Below are 23,805 nucleotides of genomic sequence, written 5' to 3' on the forward strand. Positions count from 1 at the left end.
TAGCCGCCTGTTTTACTCAGTCATTATTATCGGGAGTAGCCATGAGCGCCGTTAATCGCGCAGCGGTGGAAGCCGTTCTTCGCCAATATACCGACCCTTATTTGAATCAGGATCCTGTCAGCGCTGGCTGTGTCCGCGGCATCGACATCCAGGGTGATCGCGTCAGCGTGCAGCTGGAACTGGGTTATGCCGCCGGCTTGTTCAAAAATGGCTGGGCGCAAATGCTGCAAATCGCCCTCGAAGGGCTCGACGGTGTGTCGTCGGCCAAGGTCGACGTCCGCTGTGTGATTTCTGCGCACAAGGCCCAGGAACAAATACCGGGCCTGGCCAATGTGAAAAACATTGTGGCCGTGGCGTCGGGTAAAGGTGGGGTGGGCAAATCCACGACGGCGGCGAACCTGGCCCTGGCGTTGTCTCGGGAAGGCGCACGCGTGGGCATGCTTGACGCGGACATCTACGGCCCGAGCCAAGGTGTGATGTTCGGCATTGCCGAGGGCACACGGCCGAAGATTAAGGATCAAAAGTGGTTCGTGCCCATCGAATCCCACGGCATCCAAGTGATGTCCATGGCGTTTCTGACGGACGACAACACGCCGATGGTCTGGCGCGGGCCGATGGTATCCGGTGCCTTGTTGCAGTTGATTACGCAAACGGCCTGGGATGACCTGGATTATTTGGTCATCGATATGCCGCCAGGCACCGGTGATATTCAACTGACGCTAGCGCAGAAAGTCCCGGTGGCGGGCGCTGTGATTGTCACCACGCCGCAGGATCTGGCTTTGCTGGACGCGAAGAAGGGCGTGGAGATGTTCCGTAAGGTCAACATTCCGGTGTTGGGCGTGGTGGAAAACATGGCCGTTCACATCTGCTCCAACTGCGGCCACGCAGAGCACCTCTTCGGTGAGGGTGGCGGCGAGAAGCTGGCGGCCCAATACGATGTGGAGCTGTTGGCGTCGTTGCCATTGTCCATGCTGATTCGCGAGCAGGCGGACGGCGGCAAGCCAACGGTCATCGCTGAGCCTGAAAGTCAGATCGCGATGGTGTATCAAGAGCTGGCGCGGCACGTAGGCGCGCGGATCGTCTTGCAAGAAGCTCAGTCACAAGCCATGCCGAGCATCACCGTTAGCGACGATTGAGTTTTCTACACAAAGCTTCGCGAATGAATTCGCTCCCACAGAGTTATGCGATCCCTGCGGGACTGAATTCATTCGGGAAGGATTGATGCGCTATGTCCGGCACGCCGCGCCTATCTACATAAACGACAGGCGTAAAAAAACCTCGCTTTTAAGGGCGAGGTTCTTTTTAAGCGAATAAGGACAAGTTAGATAACTTGAACTTCTTCAGCTTGCATGCCTTTCTGGCCGCGGGTAGCGACGAAAGAGACCTGTTGGCCTTCTTTCAGGCTTTTGAAGCCGTCAGATTGGATTGCTTTGAAGTGAACGAACAGGTCGTCACCCGATTGTGGAGTGATGAAGCCGAAGCCTTTTTCATCGTTGAACCACTTAACGGTACCAGTTTGGCGATTAGACATGGTGTATCTCCTTGGACAAAGTTAACTGCGACTCAGGAAAAGCCCTGGCCGAGACTGAGTGCAAAGAGCAGGAAAAATTCTTGGAGATGGTTGGATCGAAATTCAACATCGTGTAGAGATTCTCAGTGACACAAGCAACACAGTGGCGCCACCTTAACGCGTTTTTTGGAACGTGCCAATGGTCTGTTCACGATTATTTACTTTCGTGACTAACGGGCTATAGCAGACAGGCGGTTTGGGCCACCAGAGTCTTTGAACCCAAGGGCCTGGCCCGGTAAGATGCCGGACAGATTTTTCTAGCTCGCTATTCAGGACACCGCCATGAGTATCAAATCGGACAAGTGGATTCGCCGCATGGCGCAAGAACACGCAATGATCGAGCCGTTCGTAGAGCGTCAGGTACGGGGCGAAGGCGCTAACCGATTGATTTCCTACGGTGTATCCAGCTATGGCTACGACGTGCGTTGTGCCGCTGAATTCAAGGTGTTTACCAACATCAACTCGGCGACCGTCGACCCAAAAAACTTCGATGAAAAAAGCTTTGTTGATGTGACCAGCGACGTCTGCATCATCCCGCCGAACTCGTTTGCACTGGCCCGCACCGTCGAATATTTCCGTATTCCGCGCAATGTGCTGACCATCTGTCTGGGAAAAAGCACTTACGCTCGCTGCGGAATCATCGTCAACGTGACCCCACTTGAGCCTGAATGGGAAGGTCACGTCACTCTGGAATTCTCGAATACCACGACCTTGCCGGCGAAAATCTACGCGAACGAAGGAGTGGCACAGATGCTTTTCCTGGAATCCGACGAAGAGTGCGAAATCTCCTACAAAGACCGTGGCGGCAAGTATCAAGGTCAGCGTGGCGTGACCCTTCCACGTACCTGATAACCATTGATCAGGCAGCGAGGGAATTAGTCTTCTGATCGGCACTCTATTGACTGAACTGTTCGGGCTCGCCCCCATTGAGTCAGACTATTTTCAGGAGTGCCTATGAAGACGTATACGAAGCCCATCGTTCCTCCGGCGGACTTACACAACAATCATGTGGGGCTGCTGGCGTGGTCGCTGCTCGCGCCGCCACAGATCAATATGGTAGGCGGAATCCCTGGTCAGCCTGGGCCTGATACCCCGATGCAACCTACAGAGCCCGGCGAGCCAACGCTACCGGATCAGCCTCCACCTGCGCCGGTTGCTTGATTGGCAGGCCGTTCATAGCGCCCGCCACACGGCCCCGTCACCGACGATAAAAATCTGGCTGGCGACGTCGGGTTTTATCTCCATGCCTCCCGTAAAGGCTCCGAAGGCCGGCAGCACGGCGATTCGCTCTTTTATGTAAAAACACGCCAGTCGCAGGCTTTGTCGACCGTTTCCCTGGAGCCGATAAACCGGATGGACGTGACCCGCCAGTACCGTGTGCGTTGGATGTGCATCCGGTTCGTGCTGTAGCGCGAACGGCCCGAGCAACAAGGGTTCTGACACAACCTCAAAACCCCAATCGACGGGCGGGTCACCGGCGCGTAGATCGTGATTGCCGCGAATCAATACAATGCGCAACGCTTCGTGGCGCAACCTCCATTCCCGCAACGCCGCCAATGTCGCGGCCGCTCGCGAGCCTGGCGCATGAAAAAAATCGCCCAAAAAAATCAGGTGCTCGGACGGGTAACGCTCAAGCAGCGCGTCTATTCGTTGCAAGTTGCTGTGGGTGGTCCCTCGGGGCACCGGTTGCCCGAGTTTTCGGTAGGCGGCAGCTTTGCCGAAATGCGCATCGGCAATCATCAACACTCGCAAGGCCGGGTAGTAGATCGCCTTGTCTGCCAGCAGCCACAATTGCGCCCCTGCCAGTTCTATTGGGTAATGGGGCGTCATGAGTTGAGCTCAGACCCGGCGGCTTTCTCCAGATCACGGACCATTCGGGCGATGCGGTCAGCGAGTTTTTCCGACGTCAGACTCTCACGAAAACGCTCCACCAGCAGCGGAAAGGCCAGCGGTGTTGGTCGCTTGATCCTGTGTACATCGAGCGTGCGCTGATTAATCCGCTCCAATGAGCGTTCGAGTCGATCGACGTCCAGTTCCTGGCGCAAGACTTCTTCCTGGGCTTGGGTCAGCAATAGATTGCCCGCGTCGTACTGCTTGAAAACCTCAAAAAACAAACCGCTGGACGCCTGCAACTGCCGCGCGCTTTTGGGTGCGCCGGGGTAGCCGGAAAATACCAAGCCGGCGATTCGGGCGATCTCCCGAAAGCGTCGAAGGGCCAACTCACCCGCATTCAGACTGGCGAGAATGTCCGTCAGCAAATGTTCTCGATTGAACACGTCGGCGCCCAGTTCTTCAACCCAATCCACTTCCGTTGCGCTAAGCAGCTCGAACCCATAATCGTTAACGGCGATGGAAAACGTCAGCGGTCGATGGCGGCTCAAGCGCCAAGCCAGAAGGCTCGCCAGTCCCAGATGCACATGGCGTCCGGCGAACGGGTACAGAAAAAGATGCCAGCCCTCTCGGGACTTAAGCACCTCAGCCAATAACGTGTGCTGTCGGGGCAATCCGGACCACTTTTGCTGCACCTCCAACAGTGGGCGTACGGCGTGCATTTCCGGGCTGCCGAACTCGCCCCGAGCCGCCTCGTCAAATTGGTTGACCACGGCATCCGCCAGCTCGCTGGACAACGGCATTCGTCCGCCATTCCAGCGCGGGACGGCGGCTTTTTTGCCGGTGGCACGCCGCACATAAGCGGTCATATTCTCCACGCGCACCAGCTCCAGCAGGCGGCCGCCAAACAGAAAACCGTCCCCGGGTTTCAAACGCGCTATGAAACCTTCCTCAACCGTGCCCAAGGCGCGACCACCGCCGCCCTTGCTCCAATACTTCACGTTGATGCTGGCATCGCTGACGATGGTGCCGATGCTCATGCGATGGCGCCGGGCAAGACGTGCGTCAGGAACGCGCCAGACGCCGTGATCGTCCGGTTCTGCGCGGCGGTAATCGGGGTAAGCGGTGAGGGAGTGGCCGCCATGCCGAACAAAGGCCAGCGCCCATTGCCATTCTTCCTCCGTCAGGTCGCGGTAGGCCCAAGCGCTGCGGACCTCCGTCAGCAAATCATCAGGCCGAAAACCGCCACCGAGGGCCATGCTCACCAAGTGTTGGACCAATACGTCCAGTGGCTTGTGCGGCGAGTCCCGAGGTTCGATTCGCCTCGCGGCCACGGCGTTGCGAGCGGCTGCAGCCTCCACCAACTCCAAACTGTGGGTCGGCACTAAGGTCACTCGCGACGGGCGACCGGGCGCATGCCCTGAACGACCGGCACGCTGCATCAAGCGCGCAACACCTTTAGCCGAGCCGATTTGCAGGACGCGCTCCACCGGCAGAAAATCCACGCCCAGATCAAGACTGGACGTACACACCACCGCTTTCAGATGGCCCTCCTTGAGGCTCATCTCAACCCAATCGCGCACTTCTCGGGCCAGTGAGCCGTGATGCAAAGCGATCAGTCCGGCCCAATCAGGGCGCGCGTCTAGCAACGCGTGATACCAGATCTCTGACTGTGCGCGGGTATTTGTGAACAGCAGGCATCTGGCGCAGCTGTCTACTTCAGCAACCACCTGCGCCAGCATGCTCAATCCCATGTGCCCGGCCCATGGGAAACGTTCGATGGAAGGGGGCAGCAGCGTGTCGACGATCAAGTCTTTGCTAACGTTGCCCTGGACGTTGACCCCCGCGTCGCCGAGCAGAACCTGTTGAGCATAAGCTTGATTGCCCAATGTCGCGGAAACACCCCACACGATCAGTGGTGGATTCCAGCGCCGGAGCCTTGCCAGCGCCAGTTGCAATTGCACGCCGCGCTTGTTGCCAATCAGCTCGTGCCATTCGTCAACCACCACCATGCGCACGGTGGACAGCGTTGCGTGGGCGTCTTCGCGGGTCAGTAGCAGGGTTAGGCTTTCTGGGGTGGTAATCAGCACACTGGGCAGTCGTCGACTTTGCTTGGCGCGTTCGCTGCTGCTGGTGTCACCGGTGCGCAGGCCGACACTCCAGGGAATGTTCAAATCCAGCAGCGGCGCTTGCAGGGCGCGGGCAGTGTCGGCCGCTAGGGCGCGCATCGGTGTGATCCACAGCACACTTAACGGCGCTGGAGGTGGCTTACGTTTACTCGGTTTGTCGGCGGCGAGAGGCAAGGTGGCGTGGGCGAATCTATTCAGTGCCGCGAACCACACCGCGTAGGTTTTACCCGCGCCGGTACTGGCATGCAGCAAACCCGATTCACCGCGTTTAACCGCTGCCCAGACTTCTTTTTGAAACGCAAAAGGTGTCCAGCCGCGAGCAGAGAACCATCGTCGAGCGAAATCGCTAGGAGTTGTGCTCATGCCGCGCTGGATGCTCTGAGTGGCTTAATTCAGAGACAGCGAGGATTGGGGATTAGTTTTGTGCCTGGACGGCCGATAAACCGCTTCCCGAATGAATTCGGTCTCACAGGGGGGCCGAGATTTGCCTGTGGGACCGAATTCATTCGGGAATGTCGCGACGCGTATCAGCTGCTGTTACTTCAAATTCCCACTCAAAAACTGGCGCAGTCGATCACTTTGCGGGTTGCCCAAGACTTCGTCCGGGTGTCCTTGTTCTTCCACCAAGCCCTGGTGCAGGAACATCACCTGATTGGATACTTTGCGCGCGAAGCTCATTTCGTGGGTCACCATGATCATGGTGCGACCTTCTTCAGCCAGGCCCTGAATCACTTTCAGCACTTCACCCACCAGCTCCGGGTCAAGGGCCGAGGTGGGTTCGTCGAACAGCATCACCTCGGGTTCCATCGCCAATGCCCGTGCAATCGCCACGCGCTGTTGTTGGCCGCCAGAAAGGAAAGCGGGGTATTGCTCGGCGACGCGAGCCGGCAGCCCCACTTTGTCGAGGTACTTGCGCGCACGTTCTTCAGCTTCGCGTTTGCTGACGCCAAGTACACGACGCGGGGCCATGGCGACGTTTTCCAGTACGGTCATATGGCTCCACAAATTAAAATGCTGAAACACCATCGCCAGCCGGGTGCGGATGCGCTGCAATTCAGCCGAATCGGCGACGCGCATGCCATGCCGGTCGGAGACCATGCGAATTTGTTGGCCGTCCAGGCTCATGGCGCCATCGTTCGGCGTTTCGAGAAAGTTGATGCAGCGCAAGAACGTGCTTTTACCCGAACCGCTGGCGCCGATAAGGCTGATCACATCGCCGGTATTGGCCTTGAGCGACACGCCTTTGAGCACTTCGTTGTCGCCGTAGCTTTTGTGCAGGCTATCAATGGTCAGTTTGTACATGCCGTGCAGTCCTTAAGGAGAGAGCAGGTAACCGCTACGGTAGGCTTCGGTGCCTGCAACGTGAGCGATGACCATGCCGGCGGTTGCCATGCGTCGCACGGAGCGCGCGTACAACAAACCGGGATTAAGAGTGTGGATCGGCGTTACCAGATCGGTGATCGGATCGATGATTTCAGCAATCAGCTGTCCGGCTTCCAGGTATTCGCCAGGCAAGGCACAAAACACCAGCAAACCACCCACGGGTGTTTCTACCGGCTCAACGGCTGCCAGTGGCGTTGCCGGGTATAGCAGCTCCGGCAGCAGCGTTGGTTCCCCGGCAATAACGCCGAAGTGCATGAGGTAGTTGATGAGTGCCTGACAGTCGCGACTGGCCAACGCGTGGCTAACATCGCACTGGCCGCGAAGCTCAAGGGTCACCGAAAAACTGCCCATTGGAATCTCGAAGCGTCCATCAAAGCGTTGCTGTAACTGCCACCAGAGCAGCGTGAAACATTCATCGAACGACTGGCCGCCAGAATCGGTGGCCAACAGGCTGGCCTGAGCGCCCAGGTAGCGCGACAGCGGTTCGACCAAGGACCAGGCTTCTGGAGTGGTGTAAATATGTTCCACGGCTTCGAAGTCACAATGCAGGTCCAGCACCATGTCAGCGTCACACGCAAGCGTTTGCAGGGTGAGGCGCTGGGACTGCAGTTGAGTGCTGGCGACCTGCGCTTTCAACGCCGAGCGTAAACTGCTGCGGATCAATTCGAGATTGCGTTGTGGATCGTCGCCGAGCTGGGCTTCGACGTCATCCCCGACCTGTTGGCTGAGGTCTAGGAATCGGCGGTTGAAATTGTGCCCACTCTCCAGTTCATAGCGGCCCAGCGGGATGTCCATCAGCACTTGTTCGAGGCCGATGGGATTGGCCACCGGGACCACGACGATTTCGCCCAGCAGTCGCCCGGCGTTTTCCAGTTCAGCCAGCCGTTGTTTGACGTACCAGGCCACCAACATGCCGGGCAATTCGTCCGCATGCAGCGACGCCTGAATATAGACCTTGCGACCCGCATGCTCGGGGCCGTAATGAAAGCTGTGGATCTGCCGCGCGGTTCCCGGCAAAGGGGCGAGCATCTCGTGGGTTTGGTGGCGCATAAAGTGTCCTAGTGAGCCGGGCCGAGAAAGGCCAGCCAGCGGCGCTCGGCCAACCGGAACAGGCCAACCAAGGCAAAAGTGACAGTCAAGTATATGAGTGCGGCTATACCGAAAGACTGGAACGTCAAGAATGTCGCTGAGTTGGCATCCCTTGCGACCTTGAGAATGTCCGGCACGGTAGCGGTGAACGCCACGGTGGTCGAATGCAGCATCAAGATGACTTCGTTGCTGTAGAACGGCAGCGAGCGGCGCAGGGCTGACGGCATGATCACGTAGGCATAAAGTTTCCAGCCGGTGAGGCCGAAGGCTTTGGCCGCTTCGACTTCGCCGTGAGCCATGCTGCGGATCGACCCGGCAAAAATCTCGGTGGTGTAAGCGCAGGTGTTCAACGCGAACGCGAGAATGGTGCAGTTCATGGCGTCGCGGAAAAACACATCGAGCAACGGCTGTGCACGAATCGCCGCGAGGCTGTAAATGCCGGTGTAGCAAATCAGCAGTTGGATATACAGCGGTGTTCCACGAAACAGGTAGGTGTAGAACTGCACCGGCAAGCGGATCCAGAACTTGGGTGAAACCCTGGCGATCGACAGCGGAATCGACACCACAAAACCAATGGCGATAGAGGCGCTCAGCAGCCACATGGTCATTGCCAGACCGGTGATGTGTTGGCCGTCGCTATAGAGGAAGGGCCGCCAATACTCTTGAAGAAGTTCGATCATCGTTGTGCCTCCCGGCTACCAGCGGCATAACGTCGTTCAGCCCAGCGCAGGACAATGTTCGAAGCGCTGGTGATCAGTAGGTAAATCAGCGCAGCCACGACTAGAAAGTAGAACAGCTCGTAGGTGCTTTTGCCCGCGTCTTGAGAGGCCTTGACCAGATCGGCGAGGCCAATGATCGAGACCAGTGCAGTGGCTTTGAGGATCACCATCCAGTTATTACCGATACCTGGCAGTGCGAAACGCATCATTTGCGGGAATACCACCACGCGAAACCGTTGGCTGCGGGTCAAGCCATACGCGGTGGCGGCTTCAACTTGGCCGCGAGGCACGGAAAGAATGGCGCCCCGGAAGGTTTCGGTGAAATAGGCGCCGTAGATAAACCCCAGGGTGATCACCCCGGCGGCGAACGGGTCGATTTCGATGTAATCCCAGTCCATCATTTCAGTGAAGCTGGTGAGCCAGGTTTGCAGGCTGTAGAAAATCAACAGCATCAGCACCAAGTCGGGCACGCCGCGGATCAAGGTGGTGTAGACCTGCGCGGGTATACGCAGCGCACGCAGACTGGACAATTTGCAGCTGGCGCCGATCAAGCCGAGGATCACGGCGACCAGCAGCGACAGAATTCCTAATTGGATGGTCATCCAGGTCCCTTGGAGCAGCAGGGGGCCAAAGCCTCTCAAGCTGAGGGCAGATAAACCAAGGTATTGCAGCCATTCGTCGAGCATGGATCAAGCCTTTTGCGGTCAAAAAAACGCCCATCGAAACGGGTGACGGATTCTCACCTGAAATCGATGGGCGTTGGGATGTTATTTACCGCTATACAGGTTCAGATCACCAAAGTGTTTTTTCTGGATTTCTTCGTATTTACCGTCAGCGTGTAACGCTTTGATACCTTTATCCAACAGTGCTTTGAGGTCTTTGTTACCTTTCGAGATACCAACGGCCGTTTTTGCTGGCAGCAGTGGATCAGTGATTGGCTTGGAAACTTCAAAACCAGCGCCTGCTGGTGACTTCAGAAAGCCCAGTTGGGCTTGCAGCATGTCTTGTACGGAAGCATCAAGACGACCGGAAGTCAGGTCAGCGTAAACCTGATCCTGGTTGGCGTAGGCCTTGGTGGTCACACCAGCTTTGTCCAGAACGGCTTTGGCATAGGCTTCTTGAATCGTGCCTTGCTCATAGCCCACGGTCTTGCCTTTCAGGGTTGCCGGGTCGGAAGTGACGCCAGAACCTTTCTTGAAGACCAACGACGTTGGACCGGAAAACAGTTCGCTTGAGAAGTCGATAACCTTCTCACGGGCCTCTGTAACGGTCATCGACGAGATAACGCCGTCGAATTTGTTGGCTTTCAAGCCTGGGATCATGCCGTCGAAATCGCTTTCAACCCATTTGCATTTCACTTTCAGCTCGGCGCAAATCGCATTGCCCAGATCGATATCGAAGCCTACCAGGCTGCCATCGGCTGCTTTTGATTCGAAAGGTGCATAAGAAGGATCGACGCCGAAGCGTAATTCCTTGTATTCCTTGGCCATTGCACTACCAGCGGCCAGACAAATAGCCAATGCGGAAAGGGTCAGCCATGCTTTTTTCATTGATCAGTCCTTAAAACCAAAATGAGCGTTGGGAACACGCGGATCTCTTGCTACCGGCAAGCGCCAGACGGTAAGAAGATAGCAATATTTGAACCAAAGAGACGAACGTGCGTTTTAAATGTACAGAGTTGTCGCAATCATGACTTTAGTGCTGAAACGCCCTGCTGGGGCGGGGAAACCTCGAACGCCAAGCATGAAACGATACGGTAGGAGCAACGGGTTGGCGAGGCGACCTATCAGGCAAACTGCGTTCGCCCTGTCGTCAACAAGTTAGCCCCTACAGAAATGCGCTCATGCACAGAAATGGCGCGCTCAAAAATAAGCGCACTAAAATAGCGCATCACGCTTGGCTGAGCAAATCTTGTAGCGTCGATAAGCTGTCAGCCTCAGCCACTGATTTATCGTGGCGCCAGCGCAGCATCCTGGGGAAACGCACCGCAATCCCGCTTTTGTGCCGTTTCGACAAGGCGATCCCTTCAAAACCCAGTTCAAACACGAGGCTCGGGGTCACGCTGCGCACCGGGCCGAATTTTTCCACTGTGGTTTTACGGACAATTGCATCGACCTTGCGCATCTCTTCATCGGTCAGCCCGGAATAGGCTTTGGCGAACGGAACCAACATTCGTTCGCTGGCGTCGGGCGGCCCGTCCCAGACAGCGAAGGTGTAATCGCTGTACAGACTGGCGCGTCGACCGTGGCCGCGCTGGGCGTAGATCAACACGGCGTCGACGCTGAATGGATCGACTTTCCATTTCCACCAAACGCCCATGTCTTTGGTGCGACCCACGCCATATAACGCATCGCGCGCCTTGAGCATCATGCCCTCGACGCCGAGGCTGCGGGACGCTTCGCGTTGCCGGCCGAGGTCCATCCAGTCGCAACCCACCAGCACCGGCGACTCCAGCAAGACCGGGCTCTGGCATTCATGGAGCAATGCTTCGAGCTGGGTACGCCGTTCGTGTTGAGGACGGCTGCGCCAATCATGGCCTTGCCACTCCAGCAGGTCGTAGGCGAGAACCACTACCGGCACGTCCTGCAAAATCTTCTTACCTAATGTCTTGCGGCCGATCCGCTGCTGCAGCAAAGCGAAAGGTTGCACGGAGGGCTGAGCGGCGTCCCCGGTTTCGGGTGGTCCCAAGGCAAACGCCTCATCACCTTTTAGTTTTAGTTCGACTGCAGGCGCTTTCCAGACGACGATTTCGCCGTCGATCACTGTCCCGTCCGGCAAGCGCTGGCTGAGGCTGTGCAGTTCCGGGAAGCGATCGGTCACCAGTTCTTCGCCACGGGACCAGATCCATAAACGACCCTCGCGCTTGACCAATTGCGCGCGGATTCCGTCCCACTTCCATTCCACTTGCCAGGCTTCACACGGACCGAGCAGCGTTTCGAATTGATCCACCGGTTGCTGCAGGGAGTGAGCGAGGAAAAATGGATAGGGCTGGCCACCGCGCTGGGCGTGTTCATCGTCGGACTCAGCGGCAATCAGCTTGAGGTAACCCTCGGCGCTGGGCCTGTGGGAAAGGTCGGTGTAACCCACCAGACGTTGGGCCACGCGCTTGCTGTCGATGTTAGCCAATGAAGCAAGCGCGCGGGTTACCAGCAGTTTAGAAACGCCCACTCTGAAACTGCCGGTAATCAATTTGATGCAGACCATCAGGCTAACGCGGTCGAGCTGCGCCCAATACCCTTCAAGCCGCACCGCCAGTTCTTCAGGTGGCAGGCCGCGTAACGGTAACAAATAGTCTTCCATCCACGTCGCCAGGCCCGCATCAGAGCTGTGCCGAACCTCGGGAAGAATCAATGAAAGCGTCTCAGCCAAGTCGCCCACGGCTTGATAACTTTCCTCAAACAACCACTCAGGCAAGCCGGAAAGGGCCATCGCCTGTTCGCGCAGCAACCGAGTCGGCACCAATTGCCGAGGTCGGCCGCCGGACAGAAAGTACACAGCCCACGCGGCATCTTCAGGTGTGGCGGCAAGAAAGTAATCGCATAATGCGGCCAGCTTGGCGTTGCTCGACGTGGTGGCATCCAGGCGAGAATACAGGGCAGCGAAGGCTTTCATGCCGGGACCTCATGGGATTCGGGGGGCCGAGTGCGAGGTCTTCGTCGTCGCCGTATTCAGTGCTGAACCCCTGAGCATCCAAGCCTTTTTCGCGCAGATAGCGTACCAATACGTTGACCGAACCATGGGTCACCATCACCCGCTCGGCGCCAGTTTGTTCAATAGCCCACAGTAACCCTGGCCAGTCGGCATGGTCCGAGAGCACAAAGCCCCGATCCACGCCACGCCGACGTCGAGTGCCGCGCAACATCATCCAGCCACTGGCAAATGCATCGCTGAGATCACCAAAACGCCGCATCCAGGTGCTGCCGCCGGCAGAGGGCGGAGCGAGAATCAATGCTCGGCGCAATAACGGGTCGGTCTTTTTAAAGTCGCCTGCGTAATGGGTTTCGGGAATACGAACACCGGCTTCGCGGTAGACCCGGTTCAGCGGTTCAATGGCGCCGTGGACCAGAATCGGACCGATGTCGGGATCAATGCCGTGCAGAATTCGCTGGGCTTTGCCGAAGGAATAACAGAACAACACACTGGCTTTGCCTAGCTCGATATTGCCGCGCCACCATTGGTTGACGTCAGCAAAGATCTCGGCCTGAGGCTGCCAGCGATAGATCGGCAGGCCGAAGGTGGATTCGGTGATGAAGGTGTGACAACGCACCGGTTCGAATGGCGCGCACGTGCCATCGGGCTCGACTTTGTAATCCCCCGAAGCGACCCATGTTTCGCCTTGATACTCGAGCCGAACCTGCGCCGAGCCGAGCACGTGCCCGGCCGGATGCAGGCTCAGTGTCACGCCGTGGTGGATGATTTTTTCGCCGTAATTCAGGGTTTGCAGGTTGATGTCCTGCCCCAGTCGCGCCCGTAAAATGCCTTCGCCGGGCGCCGCCGCCAGGTAATGGTGGTTGCCGGTACGCGCGTGATCGCCATGACCATGGGTGATGACAGCACGCTCTACCGGGCGCCAAGGGTCGATATAAAAATCTCCCGGCGGGCAATACAAACCTTCGGGGCGCGCGATAACAACGTCCATGGGATGACCAGAGCAATGGGCTTGTTAGTTATGAGGCGGCCGGTGGGAGGAAGTTCGCAACGTTGATATATCGCGTTCGTCGCACGCCATTGTAGGAGATAACTTGTTGGTGAGGCGATTTCACCTGACACACCGTATCAAGCCTCTCGCCAACAAGTTGGGTCATACAGGGGTCTCAAAAAGCTAAAAGGTGCCTTACTTCCCTGGCGTTAGCGTTAACCGTGCCTTGCCGTAGGCCCGTTCCAGGTTCTGCGGTTGCATCGGTATCGTCGTGTATTGCCCTTTGAGCCAGGGATCGATGCCGTCAGCGTAATGCGGGCTGGCCGGGTTGCCGGATTGGCCTGCGCTGTTTTGACTCATCATCGGCTCAGGTTGACCGAAGTCGATGATGATCCGCATGGCCGGTGTCAGCACGGTGTCGAAGTTTTGACCCCACGCATAAGCTGCCGAATTGATCGTGCTGTGATCACCTCCCGCTGGAATCGGACTGCGATTGGCCATTTGGGCGTTTTTCGCGGACCAGGTGTAGCGGTGCAGTTTGCCCCACTGCCAAGCCTTGTGATCAGCACCCAACTGGCTGTCGCCTGCGGTTATTGCGGCGGCCAGGCTGCGGGCGAGGATGGTTGGCTTGTCTTCTTTTTGCGGGGTTTTGATGTCATCCCAATACGGGCTGTCTTCGCGGCCCAGCAGGTGGTCTGCTTGCGCGGAGTAGGTGAAGCGGGCGTTTTCAACCAGCGCTTTCCAGGCCGGGCTGGTTTCCGGGCCCAGTTCGTCAAGGAAGATCTGCTTGGCGCTTTCTTGCAGGAACAGCTCGTACATCGCGGCGTCGGAAGAGGTTGTCGATAACTTGCCGTCGAAGGCGATCAAGCGGGCCAAGGCTTCTTGAGCCTTGCCGCGATCAGCCGCAGGCAGCGCATCGATGGCCTGTTTCAGCGGCTGGGCCATGCCAGGTGCCTGGAACATCTTCTTCAGCTTGGCGGCAAACGTCGTGGATTGGTCGTATTGCATGGCAATCATACTGCGGCTGTCTTGTTTGTCGGCGTTCAACAAATCAGCAACGCGTTCGGCGCGCTCCGGGTAGTTCCAGGAGTTGGACAGCTGCATGCCGTAGCCTTTCTGCATGGTGCGTTGGTTGGCGGTGCCAATCCAGCCTTGCCGTGGGTCCTGATCGTACGGATGCAGCATCGAGTCGGCGTAACCGTCCCAATCATAATGGCTGTCCCAGCCCGGCGATGGCAGCAAGCCTAAACCTTCGCGGCGGTTCGGGAAGCGTCCGGTGACTTGCCAGCCGACATGTTGGGCATCGGCGAACACAATGTTCAGGGCCATGGCACGAATTTCACGGATGGCGTCCGAGGCTTTGTCGACGTTTTGTGCGCGGGACAGGTTAAAGAACGCGTCCATGCTCTTGTCGTCTTTGAAGTCGGGTGTTTGCAGCGCCAGACCCAACCCGTTGCTCAATTGAACCGATTGCTCTGGGCTGCTGCGCTCGCCCAGCGCGCTGTTGAGCAGTGGGCCGTGGCGGGTTTCGTAAATGGTTTCGCGAACCGCCCGCTCGCCTTTGATGAAGAACGTTTCGTTGCGCACCGAGGCCGGTTGCCACTTGCCGTCTACCAGATAGAGCAGCGTGTTGTTTTCGCGTTTGAGTTTCTCCAGAAATACGTCTTGGTTATCACCCATCGCTGTGGTCAAGCCCCAAGCCAGCTTGCCGTTGAAGCCAGACAGGATCAGCGGTAGGCCCGCGATGGACATCCCGGCCGCTTCAAATTTGGGGGCGCGGATCTGCACAAAACTCCACGCCGACGGTAAGGCGGCGGGCAGGTGCATATCGTTAGCCAGCAAACTTTTTCCGCTGCGGCTGCGCTGGGGAGCGACCACCCAGTTGTTCGAGGCCGCAACGCCGAGCATGTTCAGGTCGGACAGCTGCAGGGCGACCTTATTCAAATCACCCAGACCGGGGATTTGGCTCAGGTTCAGGCCTTTGAGTTTGTCGGTTTCGGCGACCGGCAGTTCTTCGTCAGGGTAGGTCGGGATCAGCCAGGCGAGTTTCTCCGCGCCGACCTTTTGCGCCAACACCAGCGACGAGAGCTCCTGTTGCAGGTTTACCGACATGCCGAAGTTCAGCAGGCTGAAAATCAGCGCCGAATCCTCAGGCTTCCAATATTCGGGGCGGTAACCGGCTGCCGTCAAATCGGCGGGCAGCTTGTCGCGATAACGAAACAGGTAGGCGTTGACGCCGCGTGCATAGACTTCGAAGAACCGTTTGAGGCGTGGCGATGAGCTGTTGTAAAGCTCACTGGCACTTTTCTTCAAGTTGACCGAACGCATGAAACGGTCAATTTCCAAGGCGCTGGGGCCTTCCAGTTCGGCCAATCGGCCTTGGGCGAGCAGGCGCATGCTGACCATTTGGCTGATGCGGTCGCTGGCGTGCACATAACCCAGGGTGAACAGCGCGTCATGAAAAGTATTGCTCTCGATCAGCGGCATACCGAGGTTGTTGCGGCGCACTGAGACGTTCTGCGCCAACCCTTTGATCGGAAACACACCACTGGACGGTGGCAGTGTATCGCTGCTGCCGCCGCCGAGCTGGCAACCACTCAAACTCAGGACACTGACCACTGCTGCGGCAACGCCGAACCGGGGAATAAAATTAAAAAGGGCTGGCGAGGCCATGGCAAAGCTCCTGCGAGGGCTGACGTTTTTTGATGGCGCTACGTTAGTGAGCGGGCACGCCACACGCAAGCAGCAATACCTCTGCAGGAGCCAACGTGTTGGCGAGGCGTTTGACGCGGTCCGCGTGAAACAATGCGGCGCGGCTTACATCGCTAACACGTTGGCTTCTACAGGCATTTAGTTGATCAAGCGCCGTGGCACTTTTTGAATTTTTTCTCGCTGCCGCAGGGGCAAGGATCATTGCGGCCGACGTCTTTCAGGGTGTTGCGCACGGGCTCTTGTGGTGCGTGGCCGCAATCTGGGCCGTGGACGTGAGCGTGTTGGTGGTCGTGGTGCTGATGATCGTGGTCGTGGGCGCAGTCAGGGCCGTGAACGTGGGTTTCCTGGTTCATCAAGGTCTCTCCGGAATAATTGGCGCGAATTATCTCGCCAATACGTGTCCGGTGCACGCATTCAAACCAGAATTATCGGCCATACTTGCACCTTGTGCCGTTGGAGCCTGTCCGATGAACCTCTATGAAATCGTCTTTAGTGGTCAGATTGTGCCCGGTGCGCTACGAGAGCGGGTCGAGGCAAACCTGATCACGTTGTTCCACGCCGATGAGCAGCGTATCGCGTTGTTGTTCTCAGGGCGGCGTCTGGTGCTCAAAAACAACCTCGATCAGGCCGCCGCGTTTAAGTACCGCTCGACCCTTGAGCGCGCCGGGGCGATTGTCGAGATAGTCGACATGCACCTCGACATGGAAGAAGTGGAACTGGCGCCACCGCCGGATGCTCCAGGTTTCTTCCGTCCTGCGCAGGTTAACCGTCGACTGCAGGTCGCACCGCGCGACGCCTATATGGCTGCATTTGTGGACGTGGATGCGCCCAATTATTCAGTCGCTGAAGTAGGGAGCGCGCTGCAAGAGCCAAAAGCCCCTGCGCCCGCACCCCGTCTTGACCTTTCGCAAATGAGTCTGGCTCCGGTGGGAAGTGACCTGCATGAGATCAAAAAACCACCCGCCGGCCCGGCGCCCGACACCTCACATCTAAAACTCTGCTGAGTCCATCGGTCGGGCTACGCGAGATAACCCGCACAGCATTTTTTGAATTTTTGCTCACTGCCGCAGGGGCACGCATCGTTGCGTCCTGCCTTGAGCGGCGCCGTGGGATCGATGAAATACCAGCGGCCTTGATTTTGGACGAATGCCGAGCGCTCACGATGGCTGTGTTCCCCTGCACCGTCGTGCCAGCGCGCGACGAAGGTCACGAAGGCATGCTCGGGTTTGCCGCCAAATACCTCGACGTGCTCCACGCCCAACCCTAGCCACGTGCTTCGCGCGCTCCAATCGCTGATGGACTGGCGGTCCAGGCTGGCTTGCTGCGCAGGCAGCGTCGTGCTCACCAAATAATCGATCAGCCCCAGCACGTAAGCGCTGTAACGCGAGCGCATCAACGCTTCTGCGCAGGGGGCGGGCAACCCGCCGTGATAATGCCCACAGCAGGCGTCCAGCAAATTTCCGCTGCCGCAGGGGCAGATCGCATTCGTCATGGCTACCACCAATACTTGCCAAAATTCTCCGGATTGGCCCAAAACTTCGCGTTCAGCCAATCGGGGACTTGTTTATAGTCACGCAGGTCGTAGGTGTACAGCGTCAGGACCTGCTCGTCTCGGGCAAAGCGTTCGCTGGCTTGCAATGCCAAGGAATAGAAGTCGGTATCTTGCCAGCCACACGCGTGCAGATCGGCTAATACGGCGATACGACTTGCGTTCAAATTACGGATCCCGCCCAGCAACTCTAACCCGGTGCGTTTGGGCAGGTGCTCCAGGCAATCCAGCGCCAGCGCCAGGTCAAAGCGTTGTGCGGCTAGCGCTGGCGGCAATGGGCCGGGCGTGGCGTGGGCTAATTCGGTACCTGGATGAGCCGCTAAAAATGCTTCAAGCGCAGGGAAACTGCCGGCGCCGATCAACAACAAGCGTTTAGGGGCGTATCGATCCAGCAATGCGGCCAGCGCTTGCTGCGGCGTGCGCGTAGAAAAGCCATCAGTCATCGAAATTCCTCAATTGAGCTGCAAGACTAGCGTGCCGTGACGTATTGGCCTAGCCCTGACGGCGCTGCTTCATCCGCAGCTTTTATGATGGCTAATTGGCGGACTGTGGAACTGACGTCTTTACTCCCACTGCATCGGTTTGGACCGATCCCATAGGAGATGAAGTCAATGAGTATGATTCGGGTGGCGTTACCTTTGATCCTGGTGACCAGTCTGTTGACTGGATGCGCGGGTTTGCAAAAGACCGATTGGCCTAAATGTGCCGCAGTCGGCGGGGTGGCTGGTGCCGGACTGGGGGCAATTCAGAATGCAACCTATGCCGGTTGGGGTGTGTTGATCGGCGGCGGTGTGGCAGCGGCGTATTGCTGGGTACATGGCGATGGCGACGAAGATGGCGACGGCGTGCCGGACAGCCGCGACAAGTGCCCAGGTACGCCTAAAGGTGTCAGTGTCGACGCCAATGGTTGCCCACCTGTTGTAGCACCAGCAGCGACCGAACCTACAGTGGTTGAAGAAGTCGTTGTGGTCAAAGAAGAGACGATCGTGATCAATGACGTCTACTTCAAGTTCGATTCGGCGCAATTAACGGCGGCAGACAAACAGAAACTTGATCTGATCAGTACCCGTCTGAAACGCGAAGCACCGAGCGCCCAGTTGCGCGTCAGTGGTCATACCGACAGCGTTGGCAGCGACAAGTACAACAAAACCCTCTCGCAAAAACGCGCGAAGTCGGTGACCGACTATCTGGTCAGCACTGGCATCGCGCGCAGCAGTTTTGTGGCAGTTGTCGGTGAAGGCGAAAGCCGACCTGTGGCCGATAACAAAACAGCCGAAGGGCGAGCACTGAATCGTCGCGTAGAGATCAAAATCAACCGATAAACGCCCGTATTCCGTGGCTTGTGTACTTAACGTTGTGCGTCTTTACTCCTGAGTGCCGGCATGGGCCGGTAACTCAGGAGCATTGACTTATGAGCGTATGCGCAAGAGCGGTACTTCCTTTCATTTTGGTCAGCGGTGTCCTTTCTGGTTGTGCGACCCACAGCGATGGTACGGCGCCGCTCAATCAACAAAATTGGCCCATTTGTAGTGTGATTGGTGGCTTGGTCGGAGGAGGGCTGGGTGCCATAGAAAGTGGTGCTTGGGCAGGTGGCGGCGCGGCACTGGGCGTGCTGGCCGGTGGCCTTATCTGTTTCGCCCAGGACGGTGACGAGGACGGGGATGGGGTGTTCGATCGTCGCGATACCTGTCCTCACACGCCTCCCAATACCCCCGTTGATAACAATGGCTGCCCACTCCCGCAATACCCTGCGACTGTCAAACCCCCAGAACCTGCACCGCCGGAGGTCATTACCCTCAGCGATGAGGGGGCCGTGCTGTTTGCGTTCGACAAGTACGAGCTGACGGCCTCAGCACGTGATCAATTAATCGCGATCATGGACACTCTGAAAAGCGCCGATGTAGTGAGCATCAAGGTGGTTGGTCATACCGACAGCAAGGGTTCTGTTGCCTACAACCAGAAGCTCTCCGAGCGTCGGGCCGCTGCCGTGGCAACATTTTTGATCAGCCAGGGACTGCCGTCGGGGAAAATATCCACCCTAGGCATGGGTAAAACTCAACCGGTGGCGGACAACGCGACTGACGAGGGCCGAGCAAAAAACCGCCGCGTGGAGATACGCCTCAACCATTGAAGTTGATACTGCGTTACCTATACCGGGTCATGGTTGAACGCCGGCCCGGTTTTTTTGTGTCGCGGGTAGCGCCTCTAATCGGCGCACCTGAACATTTTTCAATGGTCGCTGGCAAAATTCGCGCGGTTGCCGTTACTGTGCGCAAAAGAATAACCGCCAGGGGCATGTATGAAGTTGTTTTGGGGTTTAGGGAAGATGTTGACGCTGGGTTTCTGGCTGGTAGTGCTGATTAATACGGTCACTGCATTGCCAAATCCGTTTGATTTATTGATCAACATGGCGGGCAGCTTGCTGCTGCTGACCCATTTGCTGGAGTTGGTTTTGTTCAACGGCAGCCTGCGCGGACGGGCGCGGCCTTGGTTGGATCGTGGGCAGATTCTGCTGTTTGGCATTTTTCACATGCAGACCTTTTCCCGAGCGCCGGCGGAGGTTGCTCATGCGTAAACTTCGCTTGCTGGCGGTTGCATGCAGCGCCGCGATATTCACCCCGGTGGTCATGGCAGAGGCGGTGGTAGTTGAAGCGCATTCTCTGTTGCGTCTGCCCGTTAAAACCAGCGTCTTGCAACTCGACCGCCTTGAAGTCGCTGATTATGGGACTTTGCTGATCCCTGCAGGCGTCGACGAAGTCAGAGTCGGTGAATTGGTGTTGGGCCATGAAGCGCGCATCGCAATTATCCCCAGTGGACAAGGGTTCAACATGGTCGTCGGCCGTGGCGAACTGGCGTCTGGCAGCCAAATCACGGCTCGCGGTGCGCCCGGTACCTTTCTCAAACCCGCGTTGCCGGGTCGTAATTTGACCCTGCGCCTGGAAAACCTGAACGCTGATGAATTGTCGATCGATGCCCGTGGCGGTTCAGGCGCCCCTGGGTATTTCGGTCTGGATGGCGCCAACGGCGAAGACCCTGGTTGTTTATGGGGTGAAGCCAGTCGTGGTTTCAACGGCGACAACGGCAGCAACGGTCACGATGGCGCGCCGGGTGCACTGGTACGTCTCGAGTTGCCCGCCGCATTTCCCGCCGAACACATCAAAGTGCTGGTCAACGGTGGAGTGGGAGGGCTAGCCGGTGCTGCGGGGTTGGCAGGCAAGGGTGGGGCCTCAAAGGGTTGCCTGGTTTACCGCGCAGATGGTGGCAAATCTGGCAGGCCAGGCCAACCAGGTCAGCCCGGTGCGCCGGGTCGCGATGGTTCGTTAACGGTACAGCGGTTGTAAGTCACAGACCTGTAGGAGCCAACAACGTGTTGGCGAAGGATCTTTGGCGAGGATGTGTCAGGTTGACCGCCTCGCCAACAAGCTGGCTGACGCCATCAAAACCCTGGCCGGCTCGCTGCTACGCCCACCAGCACCAACCCGACAATCAAATTAATCCCCACCAACCGGCGTATGCGCCCCAGCACTGCGGCGCCTTCTTGCCATTGTTCAGCCTCCACCGCACGGCGCAGTTCGGGTAGTTGCAGCGAGTAGATACGGATGAACAACGCCACCATCACCACATACAAACCCATCATGATTTGCACGTAACGCGGCGCGGTCTCAAAGCCTGAAAAGCGCTGGTTGATCATGCCAACCCCAGTGATAGGCAGCACCAATACCGCCACCCAAACCCAGAAAAAGAACCGAGGAAACACCTGGACCCACAATTTAAGCCGATTGGGACCCTCCAATGCCGCACCCACCGCCGGGCGCAGGACCATCCAAGCGAAAAACATGCCGCCGACCCAGACCAGGGCCGCCAGCACATGCAGCGTGTAAACAAGGGCAAAAGCTGTCATTCGGTACTCCGATCTGCGCGGGATGATTTAGCGCGGTATGATAGCCGCCTCTTAGAAACACTGAAAATTTATCCAGCACTTTTAACCCGATTCGTAGCGCCCCGAAGCCCATGATCAGTAACGAACTCAAATCCCAGATTCAGGGCGCTTATTCGCGTTTCCTCGAAGCCAAGAGCCTGAAGCCGCGTTATGGCCAGCGTTTGATGATCGCCGAGATCGCCAAAGTGCTCGGCGATATCGACACCGATGAAGAAGGTCGACGCTCGGGCGATCCGGCTGTGGTCGCGGTCGAAGCGGGCACTGGTACCGGTAAAACGGTTGCCTACGCCATCGCCGCGATCCCCACGGCGAAGGCGGCCGGCAAACGTTTGGTAATTGCCACAGCGACCGTCGCCCTGCAAGAGCAGATCGTCTACAAGGATCTGCCGGACCTGATGCGCAACAGCGGGCTTAACTTCACGTTTGCCTTGGCCAAAGGGCGCGGCCGTTACATGTGCCTGTCCAAACTCGACATGCTGTTGCAAGAAGGCAACGCGCAAACCGCCACTGCCCAGCTGTTTGAAGAGGAAGGCTTCAAGATCGAAGTCGACGAGGCCAGTCAGAAGCTGTTCACCAGCATGATCGAAAAGCTTGCTGGCAATAAGTGGGACGGCGACCGCGACAGCTGGCCGCAAGCCCTGGAAGATCAAGACTGGGCGCGGGTCACCACTGACCACAGTCAATGCACCAACCGCCATTGCCCAAACTTTCAGCAGTGCGCCTTTTACAAGGCCCGCGAGGGGATGGGCAAGGTCGATGTCATCGTCACCAACCACGACATGGTCCTTGCTGATCTGGCACTGGGAGGCGGGGCGGTATTGCCTGATCCGCGTGAAACGCTTTACGTGTTCGACGAAGGGCATCACCTGCCTGACAAGGCCATCGGCCATTTCGCTCACTACACCCGCCTGCGCTCTACCTCGGATTGGCTGGAACAAACCGCGAAAAACCTGACCAAACTGTTGGCCCAACACCCGTTGCCGGGCGATCTGGGCAAATTGATCGAACAGGTTCCGGAGCTGGCGCGGGAGATCAAAACCCAGCAGCAATTCATGTTCGCCGCTTGCGAACAACTGGCCGACTTCAAACCCGGTGAAGACATGCAGGGCCGTGAGCGGCCGCGTCATCGCTTTATCGGAGGGTTGGTGCCTGAGCACATGCGTGAGATGGGCGCAGAGCTGAAAAAAGGCTTCGCCCGACTCGATGATCTGTTCACCCGCCTGACCGAATTGCTCAAGACCGGCATGGACGGCGAGGTGAACATCGGCATCGCCAGTCACCAGGCTGAGGAATGGTATCCGTTGTTCGGCAGCTTGTTGGCCCGGGCTCACGGTAACTGGGAACTGTGGACGGCGTTCACGGTTGGAGACCCCGAAGACAGTCCGCCCATGGCGCGCTGGCTGACCTTGGCCGACAGCGGCTCGTTGTTCGACATCGAGGTCAACGCCAGCCCGATTCTGGCGGCGGAAATGCTTCGCCGTAACCTTTGGAACGTCGCCTATGGCGCCTTGGTCACCTCGGCGACCTTGACCGCGTTGGGCAAGTTCGACCGCTACCGCATGCGCGCCGGGTTACCCAAAGGCGCCGTCACGGCGGTTGTCCCAAGCCCGTTTCACCATGCCGACGCCGGCGTGTTGCGGGTGCCGGACCTCAAGGCCGACCCTCGCGACGCGGTAGCGCATACCGCCGCGATCATTCGTGAGCTGCCGAGGTTGGTCGAGGGTTCACGAGGTACGCTGGTCTTGTTTTCCTCGCGCAAACAGATGCAAGACGTCTTCGACGGCCTTGAGCGCGACTGGCGTAAACAAGTGTTCATTCAGGGCAATCTGTCCAAGCAGGAAACCCTGAACAAGCACAAGGCCCGGGTCGACAGCGGTGAGTCCAGCGTACTGTTCGGACTGGCCAGTTTCGCCGAAGGGGTCGATTTACCCGGTGCTTATTGCGAACACGTGGTAATTGCAAAAATCCCGTTCGCTGTCCCGGATGATCCTGTTGAGGCGGCGTTGGCGGAGTGGATCGAAGCCCGTGGAGGCAATCCGTTCATGGAAATCGCTGTGCCGGATGCTTCATTGCGTTTGGTCCAAGCGTGCGGCCGGTTGCTGCGCACAGAAGAAGATCGCGGCACCATCACGCTGCTCGACCGGCGGGTAGTCACTCAGCGTTACGGCAAGGCAATCCTTAACGCGCTACCGCCGTTCCGTCGCGAAATTTCCTGAGTCACCGTGGGCCTCATTCGCACCGGACC

Annotated in this window: 23 protein-coding genes and 1 pseudogene; 9 read left to right on the forward strand and 15 right to left on the reverse strand. The window is 57.8% G+C overall.

What is annotated here, in order from left to right; translation table 11 throughout:
• The first annotated feature begins 41 nt into the window (after positions 1-41).
• Positions 42-1,136: an iron-sulfur cluster carrier protein ApbC gene (gene apbC / locus RHM65_RS11850; RefSeq protein ID WP_322165792.1), complete on the forward strand. Its 1,095-nt coding sequence runs from the start codon at positions 42-44 to the stop codon at positions 1,134-1,136.
• Between the two features lie 185 nt (positions 1,137-1,321).
• On the opposite strand, the gene RHM65_RS11855 is transcribed toward apbC, so the two are convergent.
• Positions 1,322-1,531, reverse strand: coding sequence for a cold-shock protein (locus tag RHM65_RS11855; RefSeq protein WP_014336857.1), 210 nt, complete (start codon positions 1,529-1,531; stop codon positions 1,322-1,324).
• Positions 1,532-1,852: 321 nt separating this feature from the next.
• Here RHM65_RS11855 and dcd point away from each other — a divergent pair, with 321 nt between their 5' ends.
• Together dcd and RHM65_RS11865 are read left to right on the forward strand one after the other, a co-directional pair.
• Positions 1,853-2,419: a dCTP deaminase gene (gene dcd, locus RHM65_RS11860; RefSeq protein WP_322165791.1), complete on the forward strand. Its 567-nt coding sequence runs from the start codon at positions 1,853-1,855 to the stop codon at positions 2,417-2,419.
• Between the two features lie 105 nt (positions 2,420-2,524).
• Entirely contained in the window at positions 2,525-2,731 is a 207-nt protein-coding gene (locus RHM65_RS11865) for a hypothetical protein (RefSeq protein WP_322165790.1), read from the forward strand.
• 12 nt (positions 2,732-2,743) lie between these two features.
• Here the strand turns inward: RHM65_RS11865 and pdeM are convergent, their stop codons facing one another.
• The 11 genes and pseudogenes from pdeM to RHM65_RS11920 form a co-directional block, all read right to left on the reverse strand.
• Complete coding sequence (gene pdeM / locus RHM65_RS11870; protein WP_322185120.1) at positions 2,744-3,400, reverse strand: ligase-associated DNA damage response endonuclease PdeM; 657 nt, start codon at positions 3,398-3,400, stop codon at positions 2,744-2,746.
• Entirely contained in the window at positions 3,397-5,892 is a 2,496-nt protein-coding gene (locus RHM65_RS11875; protein ID WP_322185123.1) for a ligase-associated DNA damage response DEXH box helicase, read from the reverse strand. The genes pdeM and RHM65_RS11875 overlap by 4 nt, the downstream gene beginning before the upstream one ends.
• A gap of 174 nt (positions 5,893-6,066) precedes the next feature.
• Positions 6,067-6,831, reverse strand: coding sequence for an ABC transporter ATP-binding protein (locus RHM65_RS11880; protein WP_322185125.1), 765 nt, complete (start codon positions 6,829-6,831; stop codon positions 6,067-6,069).
• A 12-nt stretch (positions 6,832-6,843) separates the two neighbouring features.
• Positions 6,844-7,962, reverse strand: coding sequence for a succinylglutamate desuccinylase/aspartoacylase family protein (locus RHM65_RS11885; RefSeq protein WP_322185127.1), 1,119 nt, complete (start codon positions 7,960-7,962; stop codon positions 6,844-6,846).
• An 8-nt stretch (positions 7,963-7,970) separates the two neighbouring features.
• Positions 7,971-8,681 carry an ABC transporter permease gene (locus tag RHM65_RS11890; RefSeq protein WP_322185129.1) on the reverse strand — a complete coding sequence of 237 codons (711 nt, stop codon included), beginning with the start codon at positions 8,679-8,681 and terminating at the stop codon, positions 7,971-7,973.
• Complete coding sequence (locus tag RHM65_RS11895) at positions 8,678-9,406, reverse strand: ABC transporter permease (protein WP_322165784.1); 729 nt, start codon at positions 9,404-9,406, stop codon at positions 8,678-8,680. The genes RHM65_RS11890 and RHM65_RS11895 overlap by 4 nt, the downstream gene beginning before the upstream one ends.
• 81 nt (positions 9,407-9,487) lie before the next feature.
• Complete coding sequence (locus RHM65_RS11900) at positions 9,488-10,270, reverse strand: transporter substrate-binding domain-containing protein (protein WP_322165783.1); 783 nt, start codon at positions 10,268-10,270, stop codon at positions 9,488-9,490.
• 340 nt (positions 10,271-10,610) lie between these two features.
• Positions 10,611-12,332 (reverse strand): ATP-dependent DNA ligase, encoded by a 1,722-nt coding sequence (locus RHM65_RS11905; protein WP_322185131.1) that lies wholly within the window; start codon positions 12,330-12,332, stop codon positions 10,611-10,613.
• Positions 12,333-12,369: 37 nt separating this feature from the next.
• Positions 12,370-13,359 (reverse strand): annotated as a pseudogene (locus RHM65_RS11910) (ligase-associated DNA damage response exonuclease); the annotation flags it as partial.
• A gap of 195 nt (positions 13,360-13,554) precedes the next feature.
• Positions 13,555-16,032: a penicillin acylase family protein gene (locus RHM65_RS11915; RefSeq protein WP_322185133.1), complete on the reverse strand. Its 2,478-nt coding sequence runs from the start codon at positions 16,030-16,032 to the stop codon at positions 13,555-13,557.
• A 185-nt stretch (positions 16,033-16,217) separates the two neighbouring features.
• Complete coding sequence (locus tag RHM65_RS11920) at positions 16,218-16,424, reverse strand: SEC-C metal-binding domain-containing protein (protein WP_322165778.1); 207 nt, start codon at positions 16,422-16,424, stop codon at positions 16,218-16,220.
• A gap of 114 nt (positions 16,425-16,538) precedes the next feature.
• On the opposite strand from RHM65_RS11920, the gene RHM65_RS11925 reads away from it, so the two are divergent.
• Positions 16,539-17,075 (forward strand): hypothetical protein, encoded by a 537-nt coding sequence (locus RHM65_RS11925; RefSeq protein WP_322165777.1) that lies wholly within the window; start codon positions 16,539-16,541, stop codon positions 17,073-17,075.
• A gap of 14 nt (positions 17,076-17,089) precedes the next feature.
• Here RHM65_RS11925 and RHM65_RS11930 read toward each other — a convergent pair whose 3' ends face one another.
• The gene (locus RHM65_RS11930; RefSeq protein WP_322165776.1) at positions 17,090-17,563 is read right to left on the reverse strand and encodes a YchJ family protein; all 474 of its coding nucleotides are present in this window, start codon (positions 17,561-17,563) and stop codon (positions 17,090-17,092) included.
• A gap of 2 nt (positions 17,564-17,565) precedes the next feature.
• Positions 17,566-18,063 carry a DUF6231 family protein gene (locus tag RHM65_RS11935; RefSeq protein ID WP_322165775.1) on the reverse strand — a complete coding sequence of 166 codons (498 nt, stop codon included), beginning with the start codon at positions 18,061-18,063 and terminating at the stop codon, positions 17,566-17,568.
• A 168-nt stretch (positions 18,064-18,231) separates the two neighbouring features.
• Here RHM65_RS11935 and RHM65_RS11940 point away from each other — a divergent pair, with 168 nt between their 5' ends.
• The 4 genes from RHM65_RS11940 to RHM65_RS11955 all read left to right on the forward strand — a co-directional run bounded on the left by RHM65_RS11940 (position 18,232) and on the right by RHM65_RS11955 (position 20,961).
• Positions 18,232-18,942: an OmpA family protein gene (locus tag RHM65_RS11940; RefSeq protein WP_322165774.1), complete on the forward strand. Its 711-nt coding sequence runs from the start codon at positions 18,232-18,234 to the stop codon at positions 18,940-18,942.
• Between the two features lie 89 nt (positions 18,943-19,031).
• Positions 19,032-19,751 carry an OmpA family protein gene (locus tag RHM65_RS11945; RefSeq protein WP_322185135.1) on the forward strand — a complete coding sequence of 240 codons (720 nt, stop codon included), beginning with the start codon at positions 19,032-19,034 and terminating at the stop codon, positions 19,749-19,751.
• Between the two features lie 168 nt (positions 19,752-19,919).
• Positions 19,920-20,195, forward strand: coding sequence for a DUF1145 domain-containing protein (locus RHM65_RS11950; protein WP_322185137.1), 276 nt, complete (start codon positions 19,920-19,922; stop codon positions 20,193-20,195).
• Complete coding sequence (locus RHM65_RS11955; RefSeq protein ID WP_322185139.1) at positions 20,188-20,961, forward strand: collagen-like protein; 774 nt, start codon at positions 20,188-20,190, stop codon at positions 20,959-20,961. Before RHM65_RS11950 ends, RHM65_RS11955 begins: the two co-directional genes overlap by 8 nt.
• A gap of 95 nt (positions 20,962-21,056) precedes the next feature.
• Here the strand turns inward: RHM65_RS11955 and RHM65_RS11960 are convergent, their stop codons facing one another.
• Entirely contained in the window at positions 21,057-21,521 is a 465-nt protein-coding gene (locus RHM65_RS11960) for a CopD family protein (RefSeq protein WP_322165770.1), read from the reverse strand.
• Positions 21,522-21,631: 110 nt separating this feature from the next.
• On the opposite strand from RHM65_RS11960, the gene dinG reads away from it, so the two are divergent.
• A complete protein-coding gene (gene dinG, locus RHM65_RS11965) occupies positions 21,632-23,776 on the forward strand; it encodes an ATP-dependent DNA helicase DinG (RefSeq protein WP_322185141.1) in 2,145 nt (714 codons plus the stop codon).
• Positions 23,777-23,805: the final 29 nt, after the last annotated feature.

It is taken from the genome of Pseudomonas sp. CCI4.2, from assembly GCF_034350045.1.
Classification (GTDB): Bacteria; Pseudomonadota; Gammaproteobacteria; order Pseudomonadales; family Pseudomonadaceae; genus Aquipseudomonas.